Below are 21,756 nucleotides of genomic sequence, written 5' to 3'. Positions count from 1 at the left end.
GAAAGGGCGCGCCGTGGTCCACGCATACATCCTCATCCAGACCGAGGTCGGCAAGGCGGCCGCGGTGGCTGCCGAGATCTCCAGCATCCCGGGTGTGACCAGCTCGGAGGATGTCACCGGACCGTACGACGTCATCGTCCGCGCGGCCGCCGACAACGTCGACCAGCTCGGACAGCTCGTGGTCGCGAAGGTGCAGAACGTGGAAGGCATCACACGGACGCTGACCTGCCCGGTCGTCCACCTCTGAGCTTCAGTAGGTTCCGGGAGTGCCCGACTCCGACACCGGCGCCCCGCCCAGGGTGGTGCTCGTCACCGCCGCGGCGCTCGCCGTGGCTCTCGCGGTCGCCGTCGTCGTGTTCGCCCTGACCAAGGGTTCCGAGCCACCGGAGACGGGGCCGCTGGCGCTCGTCCCCGTCCCGGCGCCCGCCGCGGGTTCGCCCGCGTGCACGGCGTTGCTGGGCGCGGCGCCCACCGAACTGACGTCGAACGGCACCCGGCTGAAACTCCGCGAGCTGGCCACCCCGGCCCCGCCCGCGACGATGGCGTGGGGCGAACCGGACTCGCTGGTGCTGCGCTGCGGCCTGAACCGGCCGCCGGAGCTGACGCCGTCGGCCCAGCTGCGCCTGGTGAACAAGGTCCAGTGGCTGCAGGTCCCCGGCGAAGGCGCGTCGACGTGGTACGTCGTGGACCGTGAGGTGTACGCGGCGCTCACCGTGCCGGACAGCGCGGGGACCGGCCCGCTGCAGGAAATCTCGGACGCGGTGGCCGCGAACCTCCCCGCCCGCCCGTTGCGATTCTCCTGAAGGTCCGTGAATGGCACATTGAGGGACTTGAAGTCCTTCAATGTGCCATTCACGGACCAAGCACCGCATGGTCCACATTGGACGTTGTCAGCGCAGCAGTGAGACCAGTGCCGGCAGCGCCGCCACCAAGGCCTCCCGCGAACACCCGGCGTACCCGATCGCCACTCCGTGCGCCGACGGCGTTCCCGCGAAGTGCCGCGCCAGCCCGTCCAGCCGGATGCCGCGCCGTTCCGCCGCCTCGATCACCGCGACCTCGACCGCGGCCGACGGGAACGGCACCACCAGGTGCGCGCCCGCGTCGTCGCCGCGGACCGGGATGCCCGCCCCCGAGAGCGCACCCGCCAGCAGGGTCCGCCGCTCCGCCATTTCCCGGCGCAGCTTCCGCAGGTGGCGGCCCAGATCGCCGTTCCGCGCGAATTCGTACAGCACGCGCTGCCCGGCCGGCGACGGCCGCGTTCCGGTCAGGTCGCGGTAGGCCAGCACCGCCGACGTGATCGCCTCCGGTGCCACCATCCAGCCCGCGCCCAGCGTCGGCGTGAGGATCTTGCTCGTGGTCCCCAGGTGCGCCACGACGTCCGGGGCCAGCGCGGCCAGCATCGGCAGCGGTGCGACGTCGAAGCGGAGCTCGCCGTCGTAGTCGTCCTCGATGACGAGCATCCCGTCGGACCGCGCGCGCTCCACCAGCTCGACGCGGCGGGCCGCGCTCAGCCTGCTGCCCATCGGGTACTGGTGCGCCGGCGAGCAGTACACCGCCCGCGCGCCGGCCGGGATCTCCCCCGGCCGCAGCCCTTCCTCGTCGACCGGCACGCCGACGACCCGCATCCCCGCCCGCAGGAACGCCTGCACCGCGCGCTGGTAGCCGGGCTCTTCGACAGCGACGACGTCGCCGCGTCGCAGCACCGCGGCGGCCAGCTCCACGACCGCGGCCGTCGTCCCGCCGGTGGCCAGGACCGACCCGGCGGCCAGCCCGCGGTGGCGTAGCAGGTGCTCCGACACCGCCGCGCGGTACTCCGGCAGCCCCGCGCGGTGGGCGCGGACCAGCGGATCCGGGTCGGCCGCCGCACGCCAGGCGCGCCGCCAGGCCGCGCGGTCCAGCCCGGCGGCCCACGGCGTGCCGGGCCCCAGGTCGAGCAGCGGTGAGATCTCGGCCTCCGCGCCCGGCACCGGACCGGGCACGGGGACTTCCGAGGCCGACAGCGTCGGCGGGGTGGTGACGTAGGTGCCGGAGCCGTGCCGCCCGGCGATCCAGCCCTCGGCGTGGAGCTGCTCGTAAGCCGCCGACGTCACCGTGCGGCTGACGCCGAGCCGACCGGCCAGGGCCCGCGTCGACGGGAGCCGGTCGCCGCCGCGCAGGTGCCCGGACGCCGCGGCCTCGCGCAGCGCATCGGCCAGCTGGACGGCCAGGGGCGTGACGGCCTCGCGGTCGAGGCTGACCGGGAGCGCGGTGTCGGCGTGGGACACGGGACCTCCTCAAGTGGACTTCCCGAGTGTACGAGAAGTGGCCGTTTTCCGAGGCCACTGCCGCGGGAGACGCTGGTCGCATGCTCTCCCCCACGCCCCGCACGACGCTCGGCCGCAAGAAGCACCGCGCGGTGACCGACCGCTCAGCCCTCCACGCCGTCCTGGACGAAGGCCTGATCTGCCACCTCGGGATCGTCCGCGACGGCGTGCCGCTGGTCCTGCCGACCGGCTACGGCCGCGACGGCGACACGCTCTACCTGCACGGCTCGACCGGCGCGGCCAGCCTCCGCGCGGCGACCCAGGACGTCGACGTCTGCGTGACGGTGACGCTCCTCGACGGCATCGTCTACTCGCGCTCGGTGAACAACCACTCGATGAACTACCGCAGCGCCGTGGTCTTCGGCACCGCGAAGCCGGTCGTCGAACCCGAAGCGAAGCTGCACGGCCTGAAGGTGCTCACCGACCACCTCGCGCCCGGCTCGTGGGAGCACGCGCGCGAGGTCAACGCGAAGGAGTTCGCCGCGGTCAGCGTCCTCGCGCTGGACCTGGCGGAGGCGTCGGTGAAGATGCGTGCCGAGGGCCCGGACGACGAACCGGACGACGTCGGCGCGGACACCGCCTGGGCCGGCGTGCTGCCGGTGCGGACGGTCTTCGGCGCACCCGAGCCGTCAGCGGACCTCTCCCCCGGCTGGACGCCGCCGCCGCACGTCACGGGACGAGCGGCAACCGCACGGTGAAGACGGTCCGGCCCGGCCGCGAATCGACGCCGACCGTGCCGCCGTGGGCCGTCACCAAGGACTGGACCACCGACAGCCCGAGCCCGGTGCCGCCGTTGCCGCGCGTGCGCGAATCGTCGACGCGGAAGAAGCGGTCGAAGATCCGCTCCTGAACGGACGGCGCGATGCCGGGCCCGGTGTCGGCGACCCGGACGACGGCTTCGGCGCCCTCGACCGTCACGGCGACGTGCACCGAGGTCCCGGGCGGGGTGTGCACGGCCGCGTTGGCCAGCAGGTTGTCCAGGACCTGCCGCAGCCGCACCGGGTCGGCGTCCACCGGCGCCGCCGCCAGGTCCGACGTCAGGGGATGGTCGGGCCGGCCGGCGGCGAACGCGTCGGCCGCGTCGCCGGCCAGCTCGGCCAGGTCGGTGCGCTCGGGCCGCAACGGCGTTTCGGCGGCCCGCGCGTCGAGCCGGGCCAGCAGGAGGAGGTCGTCGACGAGCACGCTCATCCGCGCCGTCTCCTCGCGGATCTTCGCCAGGTGCGCTTCCCGCTCCTCGGGCTCGTTCGCCGCCGCGTAGCGGAAGAGGTCGGCGTACCCGCGGATCGACGTCAGCGGGGTCCGCAGCTCGTGCGAGGCGTCCGCGACGAACCGGCGCAGCCGCTCGTTCGCCTCGGTCTTCGCGGCCAGCGACGTGTCGATGTGGGCCAGCATCACGTTGAACGCCGTCCGCAGCTCTTCGACCTCGGCGCCGCCACCGGTGCCGGCCGCGCGCACCGGCAGGTCCGGGTTCGCCGTGAGGTCGTGGGAGGCGATGTCGTGCGCTGTCCCCGCCATGTCCGCCAGCGGTCGCAGGCCACGGCGCAGCACCAGCCGTCCGACAACCAGGAGCACGGCCAGCGCGAGCGCGAACGCGCCAGCCTCGACCCCGACCAGCTGCTGGACGGTGTTGTCGAGATCCCGCTGCGGCGCGGCGCTCACGAGCACCGAATCCGTGTCGACCGGGCACGCCCGCACCCGGTACGGCTCGCCGCCGCGCAGGTACAGGGTGCGGGTGACGTCGCCGTTCAGCCCCTCCGCGGCGATCTTCGCCAGCTGCTGGGCGTCTTCGGGCGGCTTGCCGCCCGAAGACGGCGTCGCGACGCCGTCCTGCACCTTGTACAGCTCCGAGTACCAGGAGTAGACCGACTGCGGCGAGCCGTGCGTCTCGCGCAACATCGGCAGCTGCGTGTTCTGGCTCTTGGACAGCTGCTCGTCGAGCCGCCGGTCGAGGTAGCCGTGCATGATCCCGACCGTCGTGACGCCGACGGCCGCGAACACCACGAGCGCGAGCGCGCCGAGGCCGAGCGTGATCCGGGTGCCCAGCCGCGTGCGCTGCCAGGCCCCGTACCACCGGGTGAAGAAGCCCTTCACCGGTGGGCCGGGCGCACGACGTAGCCGACGCCGCGCACGGTGTGGATCAGCGGTTCGCCGTCACCCGCGTCGACCTTGCGGCGCAAGTGCGAGATGACCAGTTCGACCACATTGGACCGGCCGCCGAAGTCGTACTCCCAGACGTGGTCCAGGATCTGCGCCTTGGTCAGCACCGCGGGCGAGCGGCGCATCAGGTAGCGCAGCAGCTCGTACTCGGTCGGGGTCAGCTCGGCGAGCCGCTCGCCGCGGCGGACCTCGCGGGTGTCCTCGTCCAGGGTCAGGTCGCCGACCCGCAGCACGGCCCCGCGCGCTTCGGGCTGGTGCGCGACGCCCGAACTGCGCCGTAGCACCGCCCGCAGCCGCGCCATCAGCTCCTCGACGGAAAACGGTTTCACGAGGTAGTCGTCACCCCCGCGGGTGAGCCCGGCGATCCGGTCGGCCGTCGCGTCCTTCGCCGTGAGGAAGACCACGGGCACCGCGTTCCCGTTCTCCCGCAGGCGATCGAGCACGGTGAAGCCGTCGAGGTCGGGCAGCATCAGGTCGAGCACGACGATGTCCGGCCCGAACTCCGCGGCCCGGCTCAGCGCGGCCTGCCCGGACCCGGCCGTGACCGCCTGCCAGCCTTCGTACCGGGCGACGGTCGCGACGAGATCGGCGATGTGCGGCTCGTCGTCGACGACGAGCAGGCGCACGGGTTCGGAGGTCGGCACCCCGTCATCTTCTCCCGCGGCGGGCCACCGGGCGAGGCGGTGGGGCGGGCCGACAGGAATCCGACAGCGGGCACCCAGCCTCGCCACAGGCTGCGCGGTGAGGCTGGCCTTCGTGAACCGAACCGAAGGGGAATCCGTGTGAGCAGCATGACGCAGACCGCCGAGGCCGCGCGCCCGGCGATCCGCCCCCGGATCGCCGCGAAATCCGGCCTCTTCCTCTTCCTCGGCGCCAACGTGGCCGCCGTCACCGTCCTGTTCGTGCAGGCCGGAGTCTCGCAGAACGTGCTGATCACGATCGGCAGGCTCGCCGGGCTGTACGGCGCCCTGTCGATGGCGTTCCAGCTGCTGCTGGTGGCCCGGCTGCCCTGGCTGGACCGCCGGCTCGGGATGGACCGGCTGACCACGTGGCACCGCTGGACCGGCTTCACGATCCTCTGGACCCTGCTGGCGCACCTGGTGTTCATCACCATGGGCTACGCGGAGGTCTCGAACAAGGGGGTCGTCGACGAACTGGTCGAGATGGCGAACACCCTCGAAGGGATCCTGCGGGCGCTGGTCGCCTTCGCCGTGATCCTCATCGTCGGTGCTGCCTCGGCGAAGTTCGCACGCAAGCGGCTCGCCTACGAGACGTGGCACTTCATCCACCTCTACACCTACGCCGCGATCGTGCTGGCGTTCACGCACCAGATCGCGCTGGGCCAGTCGTTCGCCGGCTCGGAGCAGGCGAAGGCGTACTGGTGGACGCTCTGGCTCGGGGCGGGCGCCACCGTGCTCGCCGGGCGCGTCGTCCTGCCGATGTGGCGGAACCTGCGTCACCAGCTGCGCGTCACGGCGGTGGTTTCCGAGTCCCCGGACGTCGTTTCGGTCTACATGACCGGCAAGCACCTGGACAAGATGCCGGTCAAGGCGGGCCAGTTCTTCCTGTGGCGGTTCCTCACGAAGGACCGCTGGTGGCAGGCCAACCCCTTCTCGATCTCGGCCGCGCCGGACGGCCGCACCCTGCGGCTGACCGCGAAGGCCCTCGGCGACTCCAGCGCCGGGCTGCGCAACCTCCGGGTCGGCACCCGGGTGTTCGCCGAAGGCCCGTACGGCGCCTTCACGACGATCCACCAGCGGCGGCCCAACGCGCTGCTCGTGGCGGGCGGCGTCGGCATCACCCCGATCCGCGCGCTGCTGGAGGACATCGACGGCCACGTCGTCGTGCTGTACCGGGTGCGTTCCCAGGCCGACGCGGTACTGCTGCCCGAGCTGAACGGGCTGGCCAAGGCCCGCGGCGCCGTCGTGAGTGTCCTCACCGGACCGGACCAGGCAGTGGGCCCGCGCGGTGTGATGCTCGGCCCGGCCAACCTGCACATGATGGTGCCGGACGTGCACGAGCGGGACGTGTTCGTCTGCGGTCCACCGGGGATGACGTCGGCGGTGCTGCGCAGCCTGCGCGAGCTGAAGGTGCCGAACGCCCAGGTCCACGCCGAACGCTTCAGCCTTGCGGCTTAGGGGGATCGCTGTGAAGAAGACCATTTTCGTCGTCGCGCTGTCGATCGCCGGGTTCATCGCGGTCTGGCGGTTCGAGCCCGGCCCAGTGCACAACACCGCCGCCGTCGCCCAGGCGCCACCCCCGGTCGTCACCGCACCGGTCACCTCGGCCGCTCCGACAACCACACCGGCCGCTCCGTCCACTTCGGCCGGTCAGCCTGCTCCCTCTACTTCGGACAGTCCGTCCGCACGGGACACTCCTGACGAGACGGTGACCACGCAGGGCAGCGCCGAGTCCAGCCAGTACGGCACCGTGCAGGTGCAGGTGACGTTCACCGGCTCGCGGATCGCCGTCATCACGCTGCTGCAGGCCCCGGACGGCGGGCGGTCGCTCACCGCTCTCCCGAAGCTGCAGCAAGAAGCGATCAAGGCGCAGAGCGCGAACATCGACACAGTGACCGGCGCGACCGAGACGAGCGAGTCGTACAAGACATCCCTGCAAGCCGCGATCGATGCGAAAGGCAAACGATGACCAACCGCGTCGAACAGGTGATGGGCCTGCCGATCTCCCTCGACCTGCGTGACGAAGGTGACTTCGCCGAGGTCGTCGACGACGTCTTCGCGTGGTTCCGCGACGTCGACGCCCGGTTCAGCCCGTTCAAAGAGGACAGTGAGGTCAGCCGCTACGACCGCGGCGAGCTGACGGCCGCCGAGCTGAGCGAGGACCTCCTGGAGGTGCTGGAGCTCTGCGCGTACTACGAGCAGCTCTCCGGCGGCGCGTTCCGCGCGCGGCTGCCCGGACGCGGCCTCGACCCGTGCGCGGTCGTGAAGGGCTGGGCGGTGCAGCGCGCCGCCGACATGCTGAAGGCCGAAGGCGCGACGACGTTCTGCCTCAACGCCGGCGGCGACGTCGTCACGGCGGGCGAGCCGGAGCCCGGCCGCCCGTGGCGGGTCGGGGTGCGCCACCCCGAACAGCCCCTCGCCGTGTGCGCGGTGCTGGAGTCGCGCAACGGCGCCATCGCGACGTCGGCGGCGTACGAGCGCGGCTCGCACATCCTCGACGGCCGGTCCGGCGCCCCGGCGACCGGGCTGATGAGCGTCACCGTCGTGGCCAGGGACCTGGTCACCGCGGACGCGCTGGCCACCGCGGCGTTCGCCATGGGCCCGGAGGGCATCACGTGGGCGGCCGACCGGCCGGACTGCGAGATCCTCGTCGTCGACGACAGCCGCCGGGTGCACCGGACGGCGGGGCTGGCGCTGGCGTCGTAAATCGGTTCGCCCTTATCGGGTGGCTCGGCCAGACTCGGCGGCACCCGTCCTTGAGGAGTGCCATGCCGTCGTCCGTCCTGCACGTTTCCGTCGACTGCGCCGACCCGTACAAGCTGTGCCAGTTCTGGAGCCAGGTCACCGGGAAGCCGATCCCGGAGGAGGACCAGCCGGGCGACGACGAGACCGGCATCCAGCTCGAAGGCGGGATCGACATGCTGTTCCTGCGCGTACCGGAGCCGAAGACGGTGAAGAACCGGCTCCACGTGTGCCTGCAGCCGGACATCCCGCGCGACGAGGAGGTCGAGCGGATCCTCGGCCTCGGCGCGACGCTGGTGAACGACCAGCGCAAACCCGACGGCACCGGCTGGGCCGTGCTCGCCGACCCCGAAGGCAACGAGTTCTGCGTGCTGCGCAGCGCGGCCGAACGTGCGGCGACGTCGTGACGGACTCGTTCGCCGTCGGCTTCGCCGTCAACAAGGCCAACTGGGACGAACGCGCGGTGCTGCACGCGGCATCGCCGGACTACGACTTCGCCCGGTACGCCGCGGACCCGGCCCACCTGAGCGGCGTCGTGCGGTTCGACCGGCCACGCCTGGGCGACCTCACCGGGCTGCGCGCGGTGCACCTGCAGTGCCACATCGGCACGGACACGGTGTCGCTGTCCCGGCTCGGCGCGTCCGTGACGGGCTTGGACTTCTCGGGCGCGGCGCTGGCCGAAGCCCGGCGCTTCGCGGCGGCGGCGGGCGCTTCGATCGACTTCCACGAGGCGAACGTCCACGACGCCGTCGAGGTGCTGGGCGCCGAGCGGTTCGACCTGGTCTACACCGGGATCGGCGCCCTGTGCTGGCTCCCGTCCGCCGCGCGCTGGGCGTCGGTCGTCGCCGGCCTGCTGAAGCCGGGCGGACGGCTCTTCATCCGCGAAGGCCATCCGATGCTGGGGACGCTCGACGAAAACGATCCGCCGGTGCCGCGGTACTCGTACTTCGAGCACGCCGAGCCGCTGGTCTTCGACGACCCCGGGACGTACGTCACCGTCGACCGGCCGCTGGAGCACAGCGTCACCCACTCCTGGAACCACTCGCTGGGCGAGATCATCACGGCCCTGCTGGACCACGGGCTGGCCGTAACCGGTTTCACCGAGCACGACAGCGTGCCGTGGAACGCGCTGCCCGGGCAGATGGTGCTCGACGAGGCCACCGGCGAATGGCGGCTGAAGGACACGCCGTCGCGGCTCGCGGCGAGCTACACGCTCCAGGCGGTCAAGGCCGGCTGAATAGGGTGGCCGCATGCCTTTGATCGCGGTGGCCACCCTCGGCGGCACCATTTCGATGGCCCCGGCCGACGCCGGCGGCGGTGCTGTCCCCCGGCTCGGCGCGGCCGACCTGCTCGGCGGGCTCGGCGACCTGCCGATGGACGTCCTGGCGGAGACGCTGGCCGGGATCGGCAGCGCGTCGCTGGACTTCGCGACGCTCCTGCGCTGCCTCGAGTGGGGCCTGCGGCAGGACGCCGACGGGTTCGTCGTCGTCCAGGGCACGGACACCCTCGAGGAGACAGCGTACTTCCTCGACCTGGGCTGGCCGTCGGAGATCCCGGTGGTGGTCACCGGGGCGATGCGCAACGCCGGCCTGTTCAGCCCGGACGGCCCGGCGAATCTGCGCAACGCCCTCACGGTGGCGGCCGATCCGCGCAGCCGCGGCCGCGGTGTGCTGGTGACGCTCAACGACGACGTCCACGCGGCGCGCTGGGTGCGGAAGGCGCACTCGAGCCGGCTCGACGCGTTCTCGTCGGCGCCCTCGGGACCGCTGGGCATGGTCGTCGAGAACGCCGTGCACTACTTCCACCCGTCGCCGCCTCGCCTGCCGGGGCTCACGGGTGTGGACTTCGGCGGCCTGGTCCCGGTGGTCGAAGCCGGCCTGGACGACTCGGGCGCGATGCTCTCGCACGTCGCTTCGCAGCCGGACGTGCGCGGGGTCGTGATCGCGGCCACCGGTGCGGGGCACGTGTCGTCAGGCACGGCCGACGTGATCGGGCGGCTGGCGCCGTCGTTGCCGGTCGTGGTCGCTTCGCGGACGGGAGCGGGCCCGACGCTGCGCTCGACGTACGGCTTCCACGGCTCGGAGTCGAGCTTGATCGCGATGGGCGCGACGATGGCGGGCTGGCTGGACGCGCGCAAGGCCCGCATCCTGCTCCACACCCTGCTGGCGACCGGCGCGACCCGCGCCGACATCGAACGCGAGTTCCGTCTGCGCGGCGACCTGGACTGACCTCGCCGAAGTCCGTGAATGGCACATCGAGGGACTTGAATTGACGCTGCGGCGCGTCAGCGCCTCCGTTGAGGGTGGTGGTGGGGGCATGGATGGACCGTGAATGTGCCATTCACGGACTTGCGCCGGTCAGTCCAGGACCGGGCCGCCCAGGGCGTCCAGGTGGTAGGGACGCATCGCGCGGCCCGCGTCGCGGTAGACGTGGACCGAGACCGCCGGGTCCGGGCCCTCGTTGCGCACCTCGTGCACGTACCCCGGCCCGAAGACCCGCGACTGCCCCGCGGAGAGCGCGTGCAGTTCGGTGACCGCGCGGCCGCCCGGCGCCCGGCGCGCGACGGCCTCGGTGAGGTGCCCGCTGACCACGGTGAACGCGCCGCTGGCGAACGCGTGGTCGTGCAGGTCGGTGCGCTGGCCGGGCAGCCAGCCCATCAGCCACACCTCCTGCTGCTCGTCCTTCGACACGAGCGTCGCGAAGCGCTCTTCGGGGTCGTAACGCAGCAGGTGGCGCCAGCGGTCGCGGTCGGCGGCGACCTCCAGCGCGACGCGCACGGGGTGGCGCAGCGCGGGGTTCTCGGGACGCAGCAGGGTGTTGTCCGGAACGGCGAACATGAGGGTCCTCACGGAAGAAAAGGGGTGTCGAGCTGGGCCGGGGCGGGGTTCACCGACAACAGCGACACGCGCGCACGCTCGCGCCGAGGCCCATGGGGACCCTCGACCCGGACATGACGTACGCGAACATGCGAATAGAGTCCCAGCCGCATCCCGCCCGGTCAAGACGTCCCACCTGCCGGGAGATCAGGACCACTCGTGTTTCTGCGACCGTCCCAGCAGCTCGGCCCCGGCCTGCCGCGGGTCGACGCCCTCGTGGCAGACGCGGTGCATGGCGTCGGTGATCGGCATGTCGACACCGAGGCTCTGGGCGAGGGCCCGGATCGACGAGCACGACATGACGCCCTCGGCGACCTGCCCGCCGGCCGCCGCCTGCGCCTGCGCCAGCGTCTCGCCCCGGCCGAGCCGCTCCCCGAAGGTGCGGTTGCGCGAAAGCGGCGACGAGCAGGTCGCGACCAGGTCGCCGACCCCGGCGAGCCCGGCGAAGGTGAGCGGGTCGGCACCCAGTTTCGCGCCGAGCCGGGCCATCTCGGCCAGGCCGCGGGTGATGAGCGTCGCCATGGTGTTCGTGCCGAGCCCGAGGCCGGCGGCCATCCCGGTGCTGAGCGCGATGACGTTCTTGCACGCGCCGCCGAGCTCGCAGCCGACGACGTCGGTGTTCGTGTACGGGCGGAAGTAGGAGTTGGCGCAGGCACGCTGGATCGCGACGGCGCGTTCGTGGTCGGCGCAGGCCAGCACGGAAGCGGACGGCTGGCCGGCGGCGATCTCCTTGGCCAGGTTCGGGCCGGTGACGACGACGACCTCGCCGGAGTCGATCCCGACGATCTCGCCGATCACCTCGCTCATCCGCTTGAGCGTGCCGAGCTCCACGCCCTTGGCCAGGCTGACGAGGATCGCGTCGGGCGGCAGCAGGCCGCGCCACGCCGTCAGGTTCGCCCGCAGGCTCTGGCTGGGCACGGCCAGGACCACGGCTTCGGCCTTGTCCAGGGCCTTCGCGGCGTCGCTGGTGGCGGTGATGTTCTCCGGCAGCGCGATGCCGGGCAGGTACGCGCTGTTGGTGTGCCGCTCCCGGATGTCCTCGGCGACCTGCTCGCGGCGCGCCCACATCGTGACGTCACGGCCGGCGTCGCCGAGCACCTTGGCGAAGGCGGTGCCCCACGAACCGGCACCGAGCACGGTGACCCGTTGCACATCGGCGCGCATCAGACGGGGTCCCCCGGCTTCGCCGACGGCGGTTCCTCGTGCCGGATCTCGCCGAGCAGCCGGGTCACGTCGTCCATCATGATCTTGGTGACTTCCCGCAGCTTCGACGCGCTGCGCGTGTTGCCGCCGCGGTAGGCGGACAGGTCGAGCGGGTCACCGACGGAGTGGGTGATCGTCTTGCGCGGGAAGGGGGTGAACTTCTTCGCGTAGCCGTCGAAGATCTGGCTGGTGCCCCAGCGGGCGACCGGGATGATCGGGACGTCGTTCTGCAGCGCGAGCCGGGCGGCGCCGGTGAAGGACTCCTTCGGCCAGCCCGCCGGGTCCCTGGTGATGGTGCCTTCGGGGTAGATGACGACGATCTTGCCGTCCTGCAGCGCCTGGTGAGCGGCCTTGAGACTGTCCCCGGCGGCGGTCGACCCGCGCGAAACGGGGATCTGCCCGGACCCGGAGACGATCGGGCCGAGGATCGGCGCGCGATTCAGGCTCTCCTTGTAGAGAAACCGCGGGACGCGCTTCTGCCGGTGCACGAAGACTGCATCGACGGCAGGGTCGAGGTGCGAGATGTGGTTCATGACGAGCAGCGCGGGCCCCTGCCGGGGGATCTTCTCGGCCCCGACGTACACCCGCCGGGCGACGATCGCCGTCAGCGGATAGAACAGTACGGCGGCGAGCCCCACCCAAAAGCCGCCCTTTTCACGCCGGGCCACGATCTCCTCCTCCACAGCTGACGTCCGCCCCAGATCCTGCCGCGCCGGGGTCAGCGCGGTCCAGGGAGGGTCGGTTGAGCCTGGCCAGGAGCAGTTCGGGCCCACCTCCGACGACCTCGCGGGGCACTTCCGCCCGGTCGAGAAGCCCACCGCCCGCTCTCCCAAGGCAGGGCCAGGACTCGGCCGCCGCGGCGATGTCATGAACGACCCTTTCACCTCGTCGGACGAGGTGAAAGGGTCGTTCAAGTGGTCGGGCGAGTCGCCGGCTCGACCGCTTCACCGCCGTCAGCCGGGCGGGGCCGTGGTTCCGAAGGTCTTGAATGACTCATTCAGGACCTCCGAAGACCTGAATGAGTCATTCAAGACACCGCGGCAGCAGCGGCAGATCGCCAGAGCCGGACGACTTGCCACACAGCCCGCCCCACACAGCCCGCCCCACACAGCCCACACACACAACCCGCCCTCCCAAGGGGGCCGCCATCCCCCAACGGGGCACCCCCGAATTCGACGCTAGCGCCCGGACCCGACAAAACCCCGCCCCGGACCCCACCGGCCCCGCAGTTGTCCACAACACCCGTCGCCTGTGGACAACTCCGTCCGGCCGGCCGCACCCGCCGCGCCTTTCCGGTAAAGATGGACGGGTGGACGTGGATCTGGTCGTGCCGATGAAACACCCCCGCGACGGCAAGTCGCGGCTGCGTGGTGCCGTCGAGACGGGCCGGCACGCCGGGCTGGTCCTGGCGCTCGCCGCCGACACGCTCGCCGCCGTCGTCTCGGCCGGGCGCGTCCGGCGGGTGCTGCTCGTCGCGGCCGATCCGCTGGCCGTCGCCGAACTGGGCGAACTCGGGGTCGAGATCGTCGCCGAGTCCGGCGAAAGGACCCTCAACGCCGCCTTCCGCCACGGCGAAGCCCTGCTGAAAGCCGACGATCCGGCCGCCGTCGTGGGCGCGCTCCAGGGCGATCTTCCCGCCCTGCGCGCCAGCGACCTGACGGCTGCCCTGACCGAAGCAGCCGGGCGGAGAGCCTTCGTCGCCGATCGCCAGGGCACCGGCACCACCCTGCTGCTGTCCGCGCCCGGCGCGCCCCTCTCCCCGGAATTCGGGCCCGGCTCGGCCCGGAAGCACGCGGCGTCGGGGGCGATTCCCCTCGGCCAGGCCCTGCCGACCCTGCGCAGTGACGTCGACACTCCGGATGATCTCGCCCACGTCCGTGTGCTCGGTGTCGGAAAACACACCGCCGCCCACCTCGGCGAACAGCCCGGGGTATCGCGTTGAGCTGTTCATCTGACCTTCACCACGGCCTGCGCAATCCGGCGTGCCTTAGTGAAGAATGGGGGCCGTGAGCACAGACGACGGCAGCACACCCGCACCGCGGAGGCGACGGAACCCGGCGAACGGATCTTCGGAGACGGCGAAGAAGACGGCCGCCCGATCGAGCACGGCCAAACCGGCCACCGCCAAACCGGCCGCGGCCAAGAAGGTCCCGTCGAAGTCGACCGCGCGCGACACCGCCGCCCGTGCCACCGCCGGCAAGGCCAGAACCCGCAAGACCACCTCGGCGGCCACCACCCCGGCGACGACGCGGCGCCGCAGCGCCACCCACGGCAACCCGCGCGGCGCCGAGGAGTTCCGTGCCGTGCCGTCGGCGCCACCCGCTGTCACCGCCGCGCCGACCGCCGTCGAGACGCTGCCGGACGACCGGTACTTCAACCGCGAGCTCTCGTGGCAGGACTTCAACGCCCGCGTGCTCGCGCTGGCCGAGGACGAGTCGCAGCCGCTGCTGGAGCGGACCAAGTTCCTCGCCATCTTCGCGTCCAATCTGGACGAGTTCTACATGGTCCGGGTCGCCGGCCTGAAGCGCCGCGACGAGACCGGCCTGCTGGTGCGCAGCGCGGACGGGCTCACCCCGCGTGAGCAGCTGGACTACATCTCCAAGCGCAACCAGGACCTGGTCGAGCGGCAGACCGGCGCGTTCGAGAAGCACCTGCGCCCGCAGCTGGCCGAGCACGACATCCGGATCGTCGGCTGGACCGACCTGTCCGGCGCCGACCAGCTGCGGCTGTCGAGCTACTTCTCCGAGCAGATCTTCCCGGTGCTGACGCCGCTGGCCGTCGACCCCGCGCACCCGTTCCCCTACATCTCCGGCCTTTCGCTCAACCTGGCCGTCACGGTCCGCGACCCGGAGGGCGGCACCGAGCGCTTCGCCAGGGTGAAGGTGCCGAGCAACGTGCCGCGGCTGATGCGCGTCGAGAACGAGCGCACGAGCCGCACAGCGACGTTCCTGCCGCTCGAAGAACTCATCTCGGCGCATCTCGGCGAGCTGTTCACCGGGATGGACGTCACCGAGCACCACGTCTTCCGCGTCACCCGCAACGCCGACTTCGAGGTCGACGAGGACCGCGACGAGGACCTCCTGCAGGCGCTCGAGCGCGAGCTGGCGCAGCGCCGGTTCGGCCCGCCGGTGCGCCTCGAGGTCGCGCAGGACATGAGCGAGCACATGCTCGAGCTGCTGCTGCGCGAGCTGGACGTCGACCCGGCCGACGTCGTCGAGGTGCCCGGGCTGCTCGACCTGACCTGCCTGCACCAGCTGTCCGGTGTGGACCGCAAAGAGCTCAAGGACCGGCCGTTCGTCCCGGCGACGCACCCGGCGTTCGGCGAGCGCGAGACGCCGAAGAGCGTCTTCGCGACACTGCGCGAGGGTGACGTGCTGGTGCACCACCCGTACGACTCGTTCTCGACCAGCGTGCAGCGGTTCATCGAGCAGGCGGCGGCCGACTCGAAGGTCCTCGCGATCAAGCAGACGCTGTACCGGACGTCGGGCGACTCCCCGATCGTCGACGCGCTGATCGACGCCGCCGAGGCGGGCAAGCAGGTCGTCGCGCTGGTCGAGATCAAGGCGCGGTTCGACGAGCAGGCCAACATCACCTGGGCGCGGACGCTGGAGCGCGCGGGCGTGCACGTCGTGTACGGCCTCGTCGGGCTGAAGACGCACTGCAAGGTGTCGATGATCGTGCGCCAGGAGGGCTCGACCATCCGCCGGTACTGCCACATCGGCACCGGCAACTACAACCCGAAGACCGCGCGGCTCTACGAGGACATCGGCCTGTTCACCGCCGACCCGAGCATCGGCGCGGACGTCACGGACCTGTTCAACGTGCTGACCGGCTACTCGCGGCAGGACACCTACCGGACGATCCTGACCTCGCCGCACGGGATCCGCCGCGGCATCGTGCGCGCGATCGGCGAGGAGATCGAGCTGGCCAGGGCCGGGCAGCAGGCCGGGATCCGGATCAAGTGCAACTCGCTCGTCGACGAGCAGATCATCGACGCGCTCTACCACGCGTCGCAGGCCGGCGTGCCGGTCGAGATCGTCGTGCGCGGAATCTGCACGCTGAAGCCCGGCGTCGAAGGGCTTTCCGAGAACATCCACGTCCGGTCGATCCTCGGCCGGTTCCTGGAGCACTCGCGCGTCTTCCACTTCCGCGCCGGCGGCACGCACTGGATCGGCAGCGCGGACATGATGCACCGGAACCTGGACCGGCGGATCGAGGCGCTGGTGCGGGTGAAGGACCCGAAGCTCACGGCGCAGCTCGACAACATCTTCGATTCGGCGCTGGATCCGGAGACGCGGTGCTGGGTGCTGACCGCGAGCGGCGAATGGACGCCGTTCCCGGCGGGCGGTTCGCGCGTGCGGGACCACCAGGCCGAACTGGCGAAGCTGCACGGGGCCGCCGGATGACCCATGAGGTACGGGCGGCCGGCGCGGTGCTGTGGCGTCGCGCCGGGCGGGCGACGGAGGTCGCCCTGGTGCACCGCCCGCGCTACGACGACTGGTCGTTGCCGAAGGGAAAGCTCGATCCGGGCGAGACGATCGCCGAGGCCGCGGTGCGCGAGGTGCGGGAAGAGACCGGGTTCACCGCGATCCTCGGCCGGTACCTGGCCCGGACGGCGTACCCGGTGCCGTCGCGGCACGGCTCCGGGACGGTGCCGAAAACGGTCGACTACTTCACCGCGGAAGCGGTGTCCGGCAAGTTCGAGGCGAACGACGAGGTCGACGAGCTGCGCTGGCTGGAGCCCACGGCGGCGGAGAAAGCGCTGACGCGGCCGGACGACGTGCGGGTGCTGCGGGCCTTCTGCGAGCTGCCGGTGGGCCTGACGACGGTGCTGCTGGTGCGGCACGCGAAGGCGGGCAAGCGGGACGCGTGGACGGGCGACGACGATCTGCGGCCGTTGTCGGAGGCGGGGCTGCGGCAGGCGGCGGCGTTGCGGCGGGTGCTGGCGTTGTTCGGGCCGGACCGGGTGTTGTCGGCGCCGCGGCTGCGGTGCGTGCAGACGGTGCACGGCGTCGCGGAGGACGCCGGCGGCGAGGTGCGGCACGAGCCGTTGTTGTCGGAAGAAGGCTACTGGCCCGATCCGGTGCTGGGCTTGGCGCGCTTGCTGGCGCTGGCAGGCGACGGCGGGACGCCGGTGGTGTGCAGCCAGGGCGGCGTGATCCCGGACCTCGTGAGCGCGCTGGCGGACCGCGACGGCGTCGAGCTTTCGGCGGCGCGCGGCGGCGTGGTGCCGAGCAAGAAGGGCTCGTTCTGGGTCCTGTCGTTCCGCCCGCCGACGGCCGAGGAAGGCCCCCTGCTCCTGGCGGCGGACTACCACCCGAGCGCGCTCCCGGCCCCCTCCCCCAGCCGCCACTGAGCCGGCCGTCCACACCCCGCCGTCACGAGACAGCGTCCTGACAGTCGATCTTGGTGTACTTGTCCCGGGTCCCGCTGGGCTGCGCCGGGCTAGGGGTACGGCGCATCCCCGGGCGAGGGCCCTTCTGTCGGCACTGTGGCCAGCAGGGCTTGGATCTCCGTCACGCGGGGGTCTCCGAGGCGCTGGCTGACCGTCAGTGCCTCGGCCCAGTGTCCACCTGCCTCGGCAGTGCGTCCGGTGCGGTGTTTGAGGCGGCCGAGGGTGATGCGGACGTCGATGGTGCCGTAGTCGGCGTCGAGTTCCTTCAGTTCGGCGAGCGCCTCGACGCCCGCCCTCTCCGCTTCGTCGTGCCTGCCGGCTCCGGCGAGGGCTTCGGCGACGTTTCCGAGGGCCAGTGCCGCGTGGTAGCGGTCGCCGAGTTCGGCGAACTCCTTGTGGGCCGCTTGGGCGGCTTCGGCCGCGTGGTCGTAGTCGTGGAGGCCGATGCGGCTGGCGCTGACGTTGAGGAGTGCGTGGGGGACGAACGTGCGCTGGCCGTGGTCGCGGGCGAGGCGGACGGCTTGGAGCGCGTGACGTTCGGCTTCGGCGTATTCGGCTCGGACGTAGTAGGCGCCGGCGAGGTTGGAGAGGATCGCCACCGTCAGCGCGGTGCCCTCGCCGGTCTCGGAGGCGGCGCGGGCTTCCTCGAGCGCTTCGAGTGCCTTGTCGGGCTGGAGGGTGCGCAGGTAGGCGGAGCCGAGGTTGTTGGCGCTGTACTGGAGGCCGGTGCTGTCGCCGGCGTCGCGGGTGGCGGTGACGGCCGTGCTCGCGGTGGTGATCCAGTCGTCGCGGTCGTGGCGTTCGGCGAAGAAACCACGCAGGAGCCACGCGAGTTTCCAGGCGTGCGCGGTCCAGCCGCGGCCGGCGGCGATGCCGACGAGCGCGGTGAGGGCCGGGCGTTCGGTGGTGTACCAGGTGGTCGTCTGTTCGTGCTGGGTGAAACGGACGGCGGGCAGCGGCGCCGGGTCGAGGGTGATGTCTTCGGTGAGCAGGTCGGGGCGGACCAGCTTGTTCGCTTCGGCGACGGTGGCGAGGTACCAGTCGAGGAGCCGCCGCAGGGCCGCGGCGCGTTCGGCCGGCGTCGTTTCGGTTTCGACGAGTTCGGCGGCGTAGACGCGCAGCAGGTCGTGGAACTGGTAGCGGTCGGTGCCGGGCTGGTTGAGCAGGTGCGCGGCGGCGAGCTGGTCGGCGAGTTCACGGCCCTCGCGCACCTCGACGCCGGCGAGCGCGGCGGCCGAAGACAGGCTGAAGCCGTGCCCCGGATGAAGGCCGAGCAGACGGAAGAAGCGGGCGGCGGCCGGGCGCAGCGCCTTGTAGGACCACGAGAACGCGGCGCGCAGGTCGGTGCCGGCGTCCTCCGGATCGCGCAGGGTGTCGAGCCGCAGCCGCTGGTCGCGCAGTTCTTCGACGATTCCGGCGAGCGAGACACCGGAAAACCGGGAGGCGCGTTCCCCGGCGAGGGCCAGCGCCAGCGGCAGCCGGCCGCAGAGCTGGACGAGCTCGGCGACCGCACCGGGCTCGGCGGCGAGACGCTGCGGGCCGACGCTGCCGGCGAGCAACGCGGTGGCGTCGCGGTCGTCGAAGGAGCGCAAGGCGATGCGGCGGGCGCCATCGCGGGCGACGAGACCGCGCAGCTGGTTGCGGCTGGTCACGACGACGAGGTTGCCGGTCCCGGGCAGCAGCGGGCGAACCTGGTCGGCGTCGCGGGCGTTGTCGAGCAGCATGAGGGTGCGGCTGCCGGCCAGCCTGCTGCGCAGCAGCGCCGAGCGTTCCTCCACTGTGGAAGGCAGGGCCTCGGCCAGGACGCCGAGGGCGCGCAGGAAGCCGGCCAGCGCGACGTCCGGTGTGACGGGGGTGTCCGCGGAGTGGCCGCGCAGGTCGAGGAACAGCTGGCCGCCGGGGAAGCGGTCGCGGACGCGGTGGGACCAGTGCACGGCCAGCGACGTCTTCCCGATACCGGCCGTCCCTTCGATGACGACGATGCCGGAGGCCCCGCCCGGCGGCAGCCGGTCCAGTTCGGCGAGTTCCGGGCCGCGGCCGGTGAACCCGGCGACGTCGAAGGGAAGCTGCCGCGGAACGGTGTGGACGGCGGGCCCGGCGTCCACGGCGAGCAGTTCGGCGTGCAGGCGGCGTAACCCTTCGCCTGGTTCGACGCCCAGTTCGTCGGCCAGCAACGCGCGAAGCCCGGCGTAGCGGGCCAGCGCTTCGGCGCGGCGTCCGGAGCGGGCGAGGGCTCGGACCAGCCGTTCCCACAACGACTCCCGCAGCGGGTGCTGGGCGACGAGGTCGGTCAGCTCGGCGATGAGCCGCGCGTCGGGGACGAGCCCGGCATCGAGGTCGATGCGCTGTTCCACGGCGAAGAGGTAGCGCTCGGTCAGCAGCGGCCCCCATTCCGCGGTGAGGGCGGGCGATCCCACGCCTTCGAGCGGAGCGCCGCCCCAGGTGGCGAGCGCGGTGGTGAGCAGTTCCCGGCGGCGGGCGGCGTCCGTCGTGGCCGCGGCCTGGTCGAGGGTGCGGAGGAACCGCAGGGCGTCCACCCGGGACGGGTCGACGACCAGCCGGTAGCCGTCCGGTTCGGTGACGACGGTTTCCTCGCCGCAGAGCCGGCGCAGCCGCATGACGTAGGTCTGGAGGCTGCCCCGGATGTGCGCGGGCGGCGTTTCGCCCCACACCCCGCGGGCGAGGACGTCGATCGACACCAGGCGGCCGGCGGCCAGCGCGAGGGTCGCGAGCAGCGCGCGCTGGCGGGAACTGGTCAGCACGACCGGCGAACCGTCGACGAGCACCTGGAACGGGCCGAGTAGCCGGATGTCGATGGTGGTCGCCCCCAGGTTCGCCTCGCGCACCGCCGGCCCCGCCGGACGCGGGCCCCGAGGAAGGCAGCGTGGCATCACTCGGCCGGGCGCTCAAGCGAGTTCGGTAAATTCGGCGGAACCGCTTTCGGGCGCGGGGGTTCCGCCGTGCGGGTGGTATACGGGTCTCCTCCGGGCGGCGGTCCTCGGCTTTGGGTGACTTCTCCGCGCCCATCACTTCACGCCCCGGACGGCCGGTTCGCGTATCCGGATAGTCGGCTCGCGCACCGGGATGGTCGGTTCGCGGACCGGGACGATCGTTCGCGGGCCAACCACCTCGGCACGCGAGCAGACCGTCTGGGCACGCGAGCCGACCGCGTGGTTACGCCGACAACCGTCTCGGTGCGGCTGATCAGGTACGCGGGGCGCGAGAACAACTCTTCCGGGTCTGCGGATCGCTTCCGGCCCGGAGACGCGGCAGGGCCCCGCGCAAACTCCGCGGGGGCCCCTGCCGAAAAACTACTCGCCTAGCGGCGGGTCGCCCGCCAGGGGGACCCCCGGATTTCACGTTACCGCAGGGGTCCGACAGTTTTGGGCGAGTCAGTTTGGGCGAGTCAGTCCTTCTTCGCCGCCGTCGAGGTCCGCCTGGCCGGGGTCTTCGCGGCCGTGGTGGTCTTGGCCGCCGTGGTCCTCCGGGCCGTGGTCGTCTTCGCAGCCGTCGTCTTGGCCGCAGTCGACTTCGCAGCCGTCGTGGTCTTCGCGGCCGTCGGCTTCGCCGCAGTCGTGGACTTCGCCGCTGTCGCCCTCGGAGCCGCCTTCGACCGCGTCGTGGTGGACTTCGCCGCCGTCGCCTTCGGGGCCGGCTTGGCCGCCGTCGCCCTCGTGGTCGCCGGCTTCGCCGCGGTCGCCCTGGTCGCCGGCTTCGCCGCCGTCGTCCTCGTGGTCGCCGGCTTCGCCGCCGTCGCGCGGGTGCGCGTCGTCGTCGAGCGCGTGGTCGCGGGCTTCGCCGCGGCCGTGCGGGATGCCGTCGCCGTCGCCGCCGTGCGGGTGCCCGTCGTGGCGCGCTTGACCGGCGTCGCCTTGGGCAGCTTCTTCGCGCCGGAGATCACGTCCTTGAAGGTGGTCCCGGCGCGGAAAGCCGGCACGTTGGTCTTCTTGACCCGCACCGCCTCGCCGGTCCGCGGGTTCCGGGCCGTCCGCGCGGCGCGGGCGCGCTTCTCGAACACCCCGAAGCCGGTGATGTTGACCTTTTCACCCTTGTTGACCGTCCGGATGATGATGTCGACCAGACCGTCGACCGCCTCGGAAGCGGCCTTCTTGTCGCCCAGGCGCTCCGTCAGCGCCTCGATCAGCTGGGCCTTGTTGGCCATTCCAGTCCTCCAAGAAGGAAGTACCCGTCCACGGCCGTGACGGCCGACACTGCACACGGTATTACCAAGGCAGCACAAATTCCAAACGGCATGCGGAACTTTCCCTTGTACCGGGAAGGGTTCCGCCTCGCGCAACGCCCCGGGTAAAAGGGGCCGCGGAGGGCCGTCCGGTCTCTGTCGGAGCAACCCGAAAGGGGCGGGAATCCCTTGCCACGCAAGCGATCCCGCCCCGGAGTCG

At 72.0% G+C, this 21,756-nt stretch carries 20 protein-coding genes; 12 read left to right on the top strand and 8 right to left on the bottom strand.

Translation table 11 applies throughout. From position 1 onward, the window contains the following. The first annotated feature begins 13 nt into the window (after positions 1-13). A complete protein-coding gene (locus tag A3CE_RS0132365) occupies positions 14-247 on the top strand; it encodes an Lrp/AsnC family transcriptional regulator (protein WP_003091994.1) in 234 nt (77 codons plus the stop codon). Positions 248-266: 19 nt separating this feature from the next. Next, a complete protein-coding gene (locus A3CE_RS0132360) occupies positions 267-803 on the top strand; it encodes a DUF3515 domain-containing protein (protein WP_020644258.1) in 537 nt (178 codons plus the stop codon). Positions 804-890: 87 nt separating this feature from the next. Here A3CE_RS0132360 and pdxR read toward each other — a convergent pair whose 3' ends face one another. Beyond that, the gene (gene pdxR, locus A3CE_RS0132355) at positions 891-2,264 is read right to left on the bottom strand and encodes a MocR-like pyridoxine biosynthesis transcription factor PdxR (protein WP_020644257.1); all 1,374 of its coding nucleotides are present in this window, start codon (positions 2,262-2,264) and stop codon (positions 891-893) included. A gap of 80 nt (positions 2,265-2,344) precedes the next feature. On the opposite strand from pdxR, the gene A3CE_RS0132350 reads away from it, so the two are divergent. Next, positions 2,345-3,001 carry a pyridoxamine 5'-phosphate oxidase family protein gene (locus tag A3CE_RS0132350; protein WP_020644256.1) on the top strand — a complete coding sequence of 219 codons (657 nt, stop codon included), beginning with the start codon at positions 2,345-2,347 and terminating at the stop codon, positions 2,999-3,001. Here A3CE_RS0132350 and A3CE_RS0132345 read toward each other — a convergent pair. Further along, positions 2,973-4,394: a sensor histidine kinase gene (locus A3CE_RS0132345; protein ID WP_020644255.1), complete on the bottom strand. Its 1,422-nt coding sequence runs from the start codon at positions 4,392-4,394 to the stop codon at positions 2,973-2,975. The two genes, A3CE_RS0132350 and A3CE_RS0132345, sit on opposite strands and share 29 nt — an antisense overlap. Further along, positions 4,391-5,104, bottom strand: coding sequence for a response regulator transcription factor (locus tag A3CE_RS0132340; RefSeq protein ID WP_020644254.1), 714 nt, complete (start codon positions 5,102-5,104; stop codon positions 4,391-4,393). Before A3CE_RS0132340 ends, A3CE_RS0132345 begins: the two co-directional genes overlap by 4 nt. Before the next feature lie 147 nt (positions 5,105-5,251). On the opposite strand from A3CE_RS0132340, the gene A3CE_RS0132335 reads away from it, so the two are divergent. The 6 genes from A3CE_RS0132335 (at position 5,252) to A3CE_RS0132310 (ending at position 10,110) form a co-directional block, all read left to right on the top strand. Next, on the top strand, positions 5,252-6,598 hold the full coding sequence (locus tag A3CE_RS0132335; RefSeq protein WP_020644253.1) for a ferredoxin reductase family protein: 1,347 nt from the start codon (positions 5,252-5,254) through the stop codon (positions 6,596-6,598). A gap of 10 nt (positions 6,599-6,608) precedes the next feature. Continuing rightward, complete coding sequence (locus tag A3CE_RS0132330; protein WP_020644252.1) at positions 6,609-7,109, top strand: FMN-binding protein; 501 nt, start codon at positions 6,609-6,611, stop codon at positions 7,107-7,109. Continuing rightward, positions 7,106-7,846 (top strand): FAD:protein FMN transferase, encoded by a 741-nt coding sequence (locus A3CE_RS0132325; protein ID WP_020644251.1) that lies wholly within the window; start codon positions 7,106-7,108, stop codon positions 7,844-7,846. The genes A3CE_RS0132330 and A3CE_RS0132325 overlap by 4 nt, the downstream gene beginning before the upstream one ends. Before the next feature lie 62 nt (positions 7,847-7,908). Next, positions 7,909-8,289 carry a VOC family protein gene (locus A3CE_RS0132320; protein ID WP_020644250.1) on the top strand — a complete coding sequence of 127 codons (381 nt, stop codon included), beginning with the start codon at positions 7,909-7,911 and terminating at the stop codon, positions 8,287-8,289. Then, positions 8,286-9,119, top strand: coding sequence for a class I SAM-dependent methyltransferase (locus A3CE_RS0132315; protein ID WP_020644249.1), 834 nt, complete (start codon positions 8,286-8,288; stop codon positions 9,117-9,119). The genes A3CE_RS0132320 and A3CE_RS0132315 overlap by 4 nt, the downstream gene beginning before the upstream one ends. A 13-nt stretch (positions 9,120-9,132) precedes the next feature. Next, positions 9,133-10,110 carry an asparaginase gene (locus A3CE_RS0132310; RefSeq protein WP_020644248.1) on the top strand — a complete coding sequence of 326 codons (978 nt, stop codon included), beginning with the start codon at positions 9,133-9,135 and terminating at the stop codon, positions 10,108-10,110. A 129-nt stretch (positions 10,111-10,239) separates the two neighbouring features. Here A3CE_RS0132310 and A3CE_RS0132305 read toward each other — a convergent pair whose 3' ends face one another. The 3 genes from A3CE_RS0132305 to A3CE_RS0132295 form a co-directional block, all read right to left on the bottom strand. Beyond that, positions 10,240-10,719: a cysteine dioxygenase gene (locus A3CE_RS0132305; protein WP_020644247.1), complete on the bottom strand. Its 480-nt coding sequence runs from the start codon at positions 10,717-10,719 to the stop codon at positions 10,240-10,242. A gap of 186 nt (positions 10,720-10,905) precedes the next feature. Then, positions 10,906-11,922, bottom strand: coding sequence for an NAD(P)H-dependent glycerol-3-phosphate dehydrogenase (locus tag A3CE_RS0132300; RefSeq protein ID WP_020644246.1), 1,017 nt, complete (start codon positions 11,920-11,922; stop codon positions 10,906-10,908). After that, positions 11,922-12,644 (bottom strand): lysophospholipid acyltransferase family protein, encoded by a 723-nt coding sequence (locus tag A3CE_RS0132295; protein ID WP_020644245.1) that lies wholly within the window; start codon positions 12,642-12,644, stop codon positions 11,922-11,924. Before A3CE_RS0132295 ends, A3CE_RS0132300 begins: the two co-directional genes overlap by 1 nt. 626 nt (positions 12,645-13,270) lie before the next feature. Between A3CE_RS0132295 and cofC the strand changes: the two genes are divergently transcribed. Genes cofC through A3CE_RS0132280 form a run of 3 tightly spaced genes read left to right on the top strand, consistent with a single transcriptional unit; the run spans position 13,271 to position 17,317 of the window. Further along, complete coding sequence (cofC, locus tag A3CE_RS0132290; protein ID WP_020644244.1) at positions 13,271-13,903, top strand: 2-phospho-L-lactate guanylyltransferase; 633 nt, start codon at positions 13,271-13,273, stop codon at positions 13,901-13,903. 55 nt (positions 13,904-13,958) lie between these two features. Then, positions 13,959-16,367 (top strand): RNA degradosome polyphosphate kinase, encoded by a 2,409-nt coding sequence (locus tag A3CE_RS0132285; protein ID WP_026469090.1) that lies wholly within the window; start codon positions 13,959-13,961, stop codon positions 16,365-16,367. Further along, positions 16,364-17,317: an NUDIX hydrolase gene (locus A3CE_RS0132280; RefSeq protein ID WP_020644241.1), complete on the top strand. Its 954-nt coding sequence runs from the start codon at positions 16,364-16,366 to the stop codon at positions 17,315-17,317. Before A3CE_RS0132285 ends, A3CE_RS0132280 begins: the two co-directional genes overlap by 4 nt. Positions 17,318-17,406: 89 nt before the next feature. On the opposite strand, the gene A3CE_RS0132275 is transcribed toward A3CE_RS0132280, so the two are convergent. Continuing rightward, on the bottom strand, positions 17,407-20,202 hold the full coding sequence (locus A3CE_RS0132275; RefSeq protein ID WP_020644240.1) for an AfsR/SARP family transcriptional regulator: 2,796 nt from the start codon (positions 20,200-20,202) through the stop codon (positions 17,407-17,409). Between the two features lie 560 nt (positions 20,203-20,762). Next, the gene (locus A3CE_RS0132270; protein WP_020644239.1) at positions 20,763-21,518 is read right to left on the bottom strand and encodes an HU family DNA-binding protein; all 756 of its coding nucleotides are present in this window, start codon (positions 21,516-21,518) and stop codon (positions 20,763-20,765) included. Between the last annotated feature and the right edge of the window lie 238 nt (positions 21,519-21,756).

Source organism: Amycolatopsis balhimycina FH 1894, assembly GCF_000384295.1.
Classification (GTDB): Bacteria; Actinomycetota; Actinomycetes; order Mycobacteriales; family Pseudonocardiaceae; genus Amycolatopsis; species Amycolatopsis balhimycina.
The sequence above is the reverse complement of the archived record's forward strand: the minus strand, read 5'-3'. Positions and strand labels throughout refer to the sequence as shown.

Bases quoted from the DNA above. Each gene is read 5' to 3' on its own strand.
- A3CE_RS0132350 (WP_020644256.1), top strand. From the start codon at position 2,345: ATGCTCTCCCCCACGCCCCGCACGACGCTCGGCCGCAAGAAGCACCGC.
- A3CE_RS0132305 (WP_020644247.1), bottom strand. From the start codon at position 10,719: ATGTTCGCCGTTCCGGACAACACCCTGCTGCGTCCCGAGAACCCCGCG.
- A3CE_RS0132320 (WP_020644250.1), top strand. From the start codon at position 7,909: ATGCCGTCGTCCGTCCTGCACGTTTCCGTCGACTGCGCCGACCCGTAC.
- A3CE_RS0132325 (WP_020644251.1), top strand. From the start codon at position 7,106: ATGACCAACCGCGTCGAACAGGTGATGGGCCTGCCGATCTCCCTCGAC.
- A3CE_RS0132300 (WP_020644246.1), bottom strand. From the start codon at position 11,922: ATGCGCGCCGATGTGCAACGGGTCACCGTGCTCGGTGCCGGTTCGTGG.
- A3CE_RS0132335 (WP_020644253.1), top strand. From the start codon at position 5,252: ATGACGCAGACCGCCGAGGCCGCGCGCCCGGCGATCCGCCCCCGGATC.
- A3CE_RS0132310 (WP_020644248.1), top strand. From the start codon at position 9,133: ATGCCTTTGATCGCGGTGGCCACCCTCGGCGGCACCATTTCGATGGCC.
- A3CE_RS0132270 (WP_020644239.1), bottom strand. From the start codon at position 21,518: ATGGCCAACAAGGCCCAGCTGATCGAGGCGCTGACGGAGCGCCTGGGC.
- A3CE_RS0132285 (WP_026469090.1), top strand. From the start codon at position 13,959: ATGGGGGCCGTGAGCACAGACGACGGCAGCACACCCGCACCGCGGAGG.
- A3CE_RS0132280 (WP_020644241.1), top strand. From the start codon at position 16,364: ATGACCCATGAGGTACGGGCGGCCGGCGCGGTGCTGTGGCGTCGCGCC.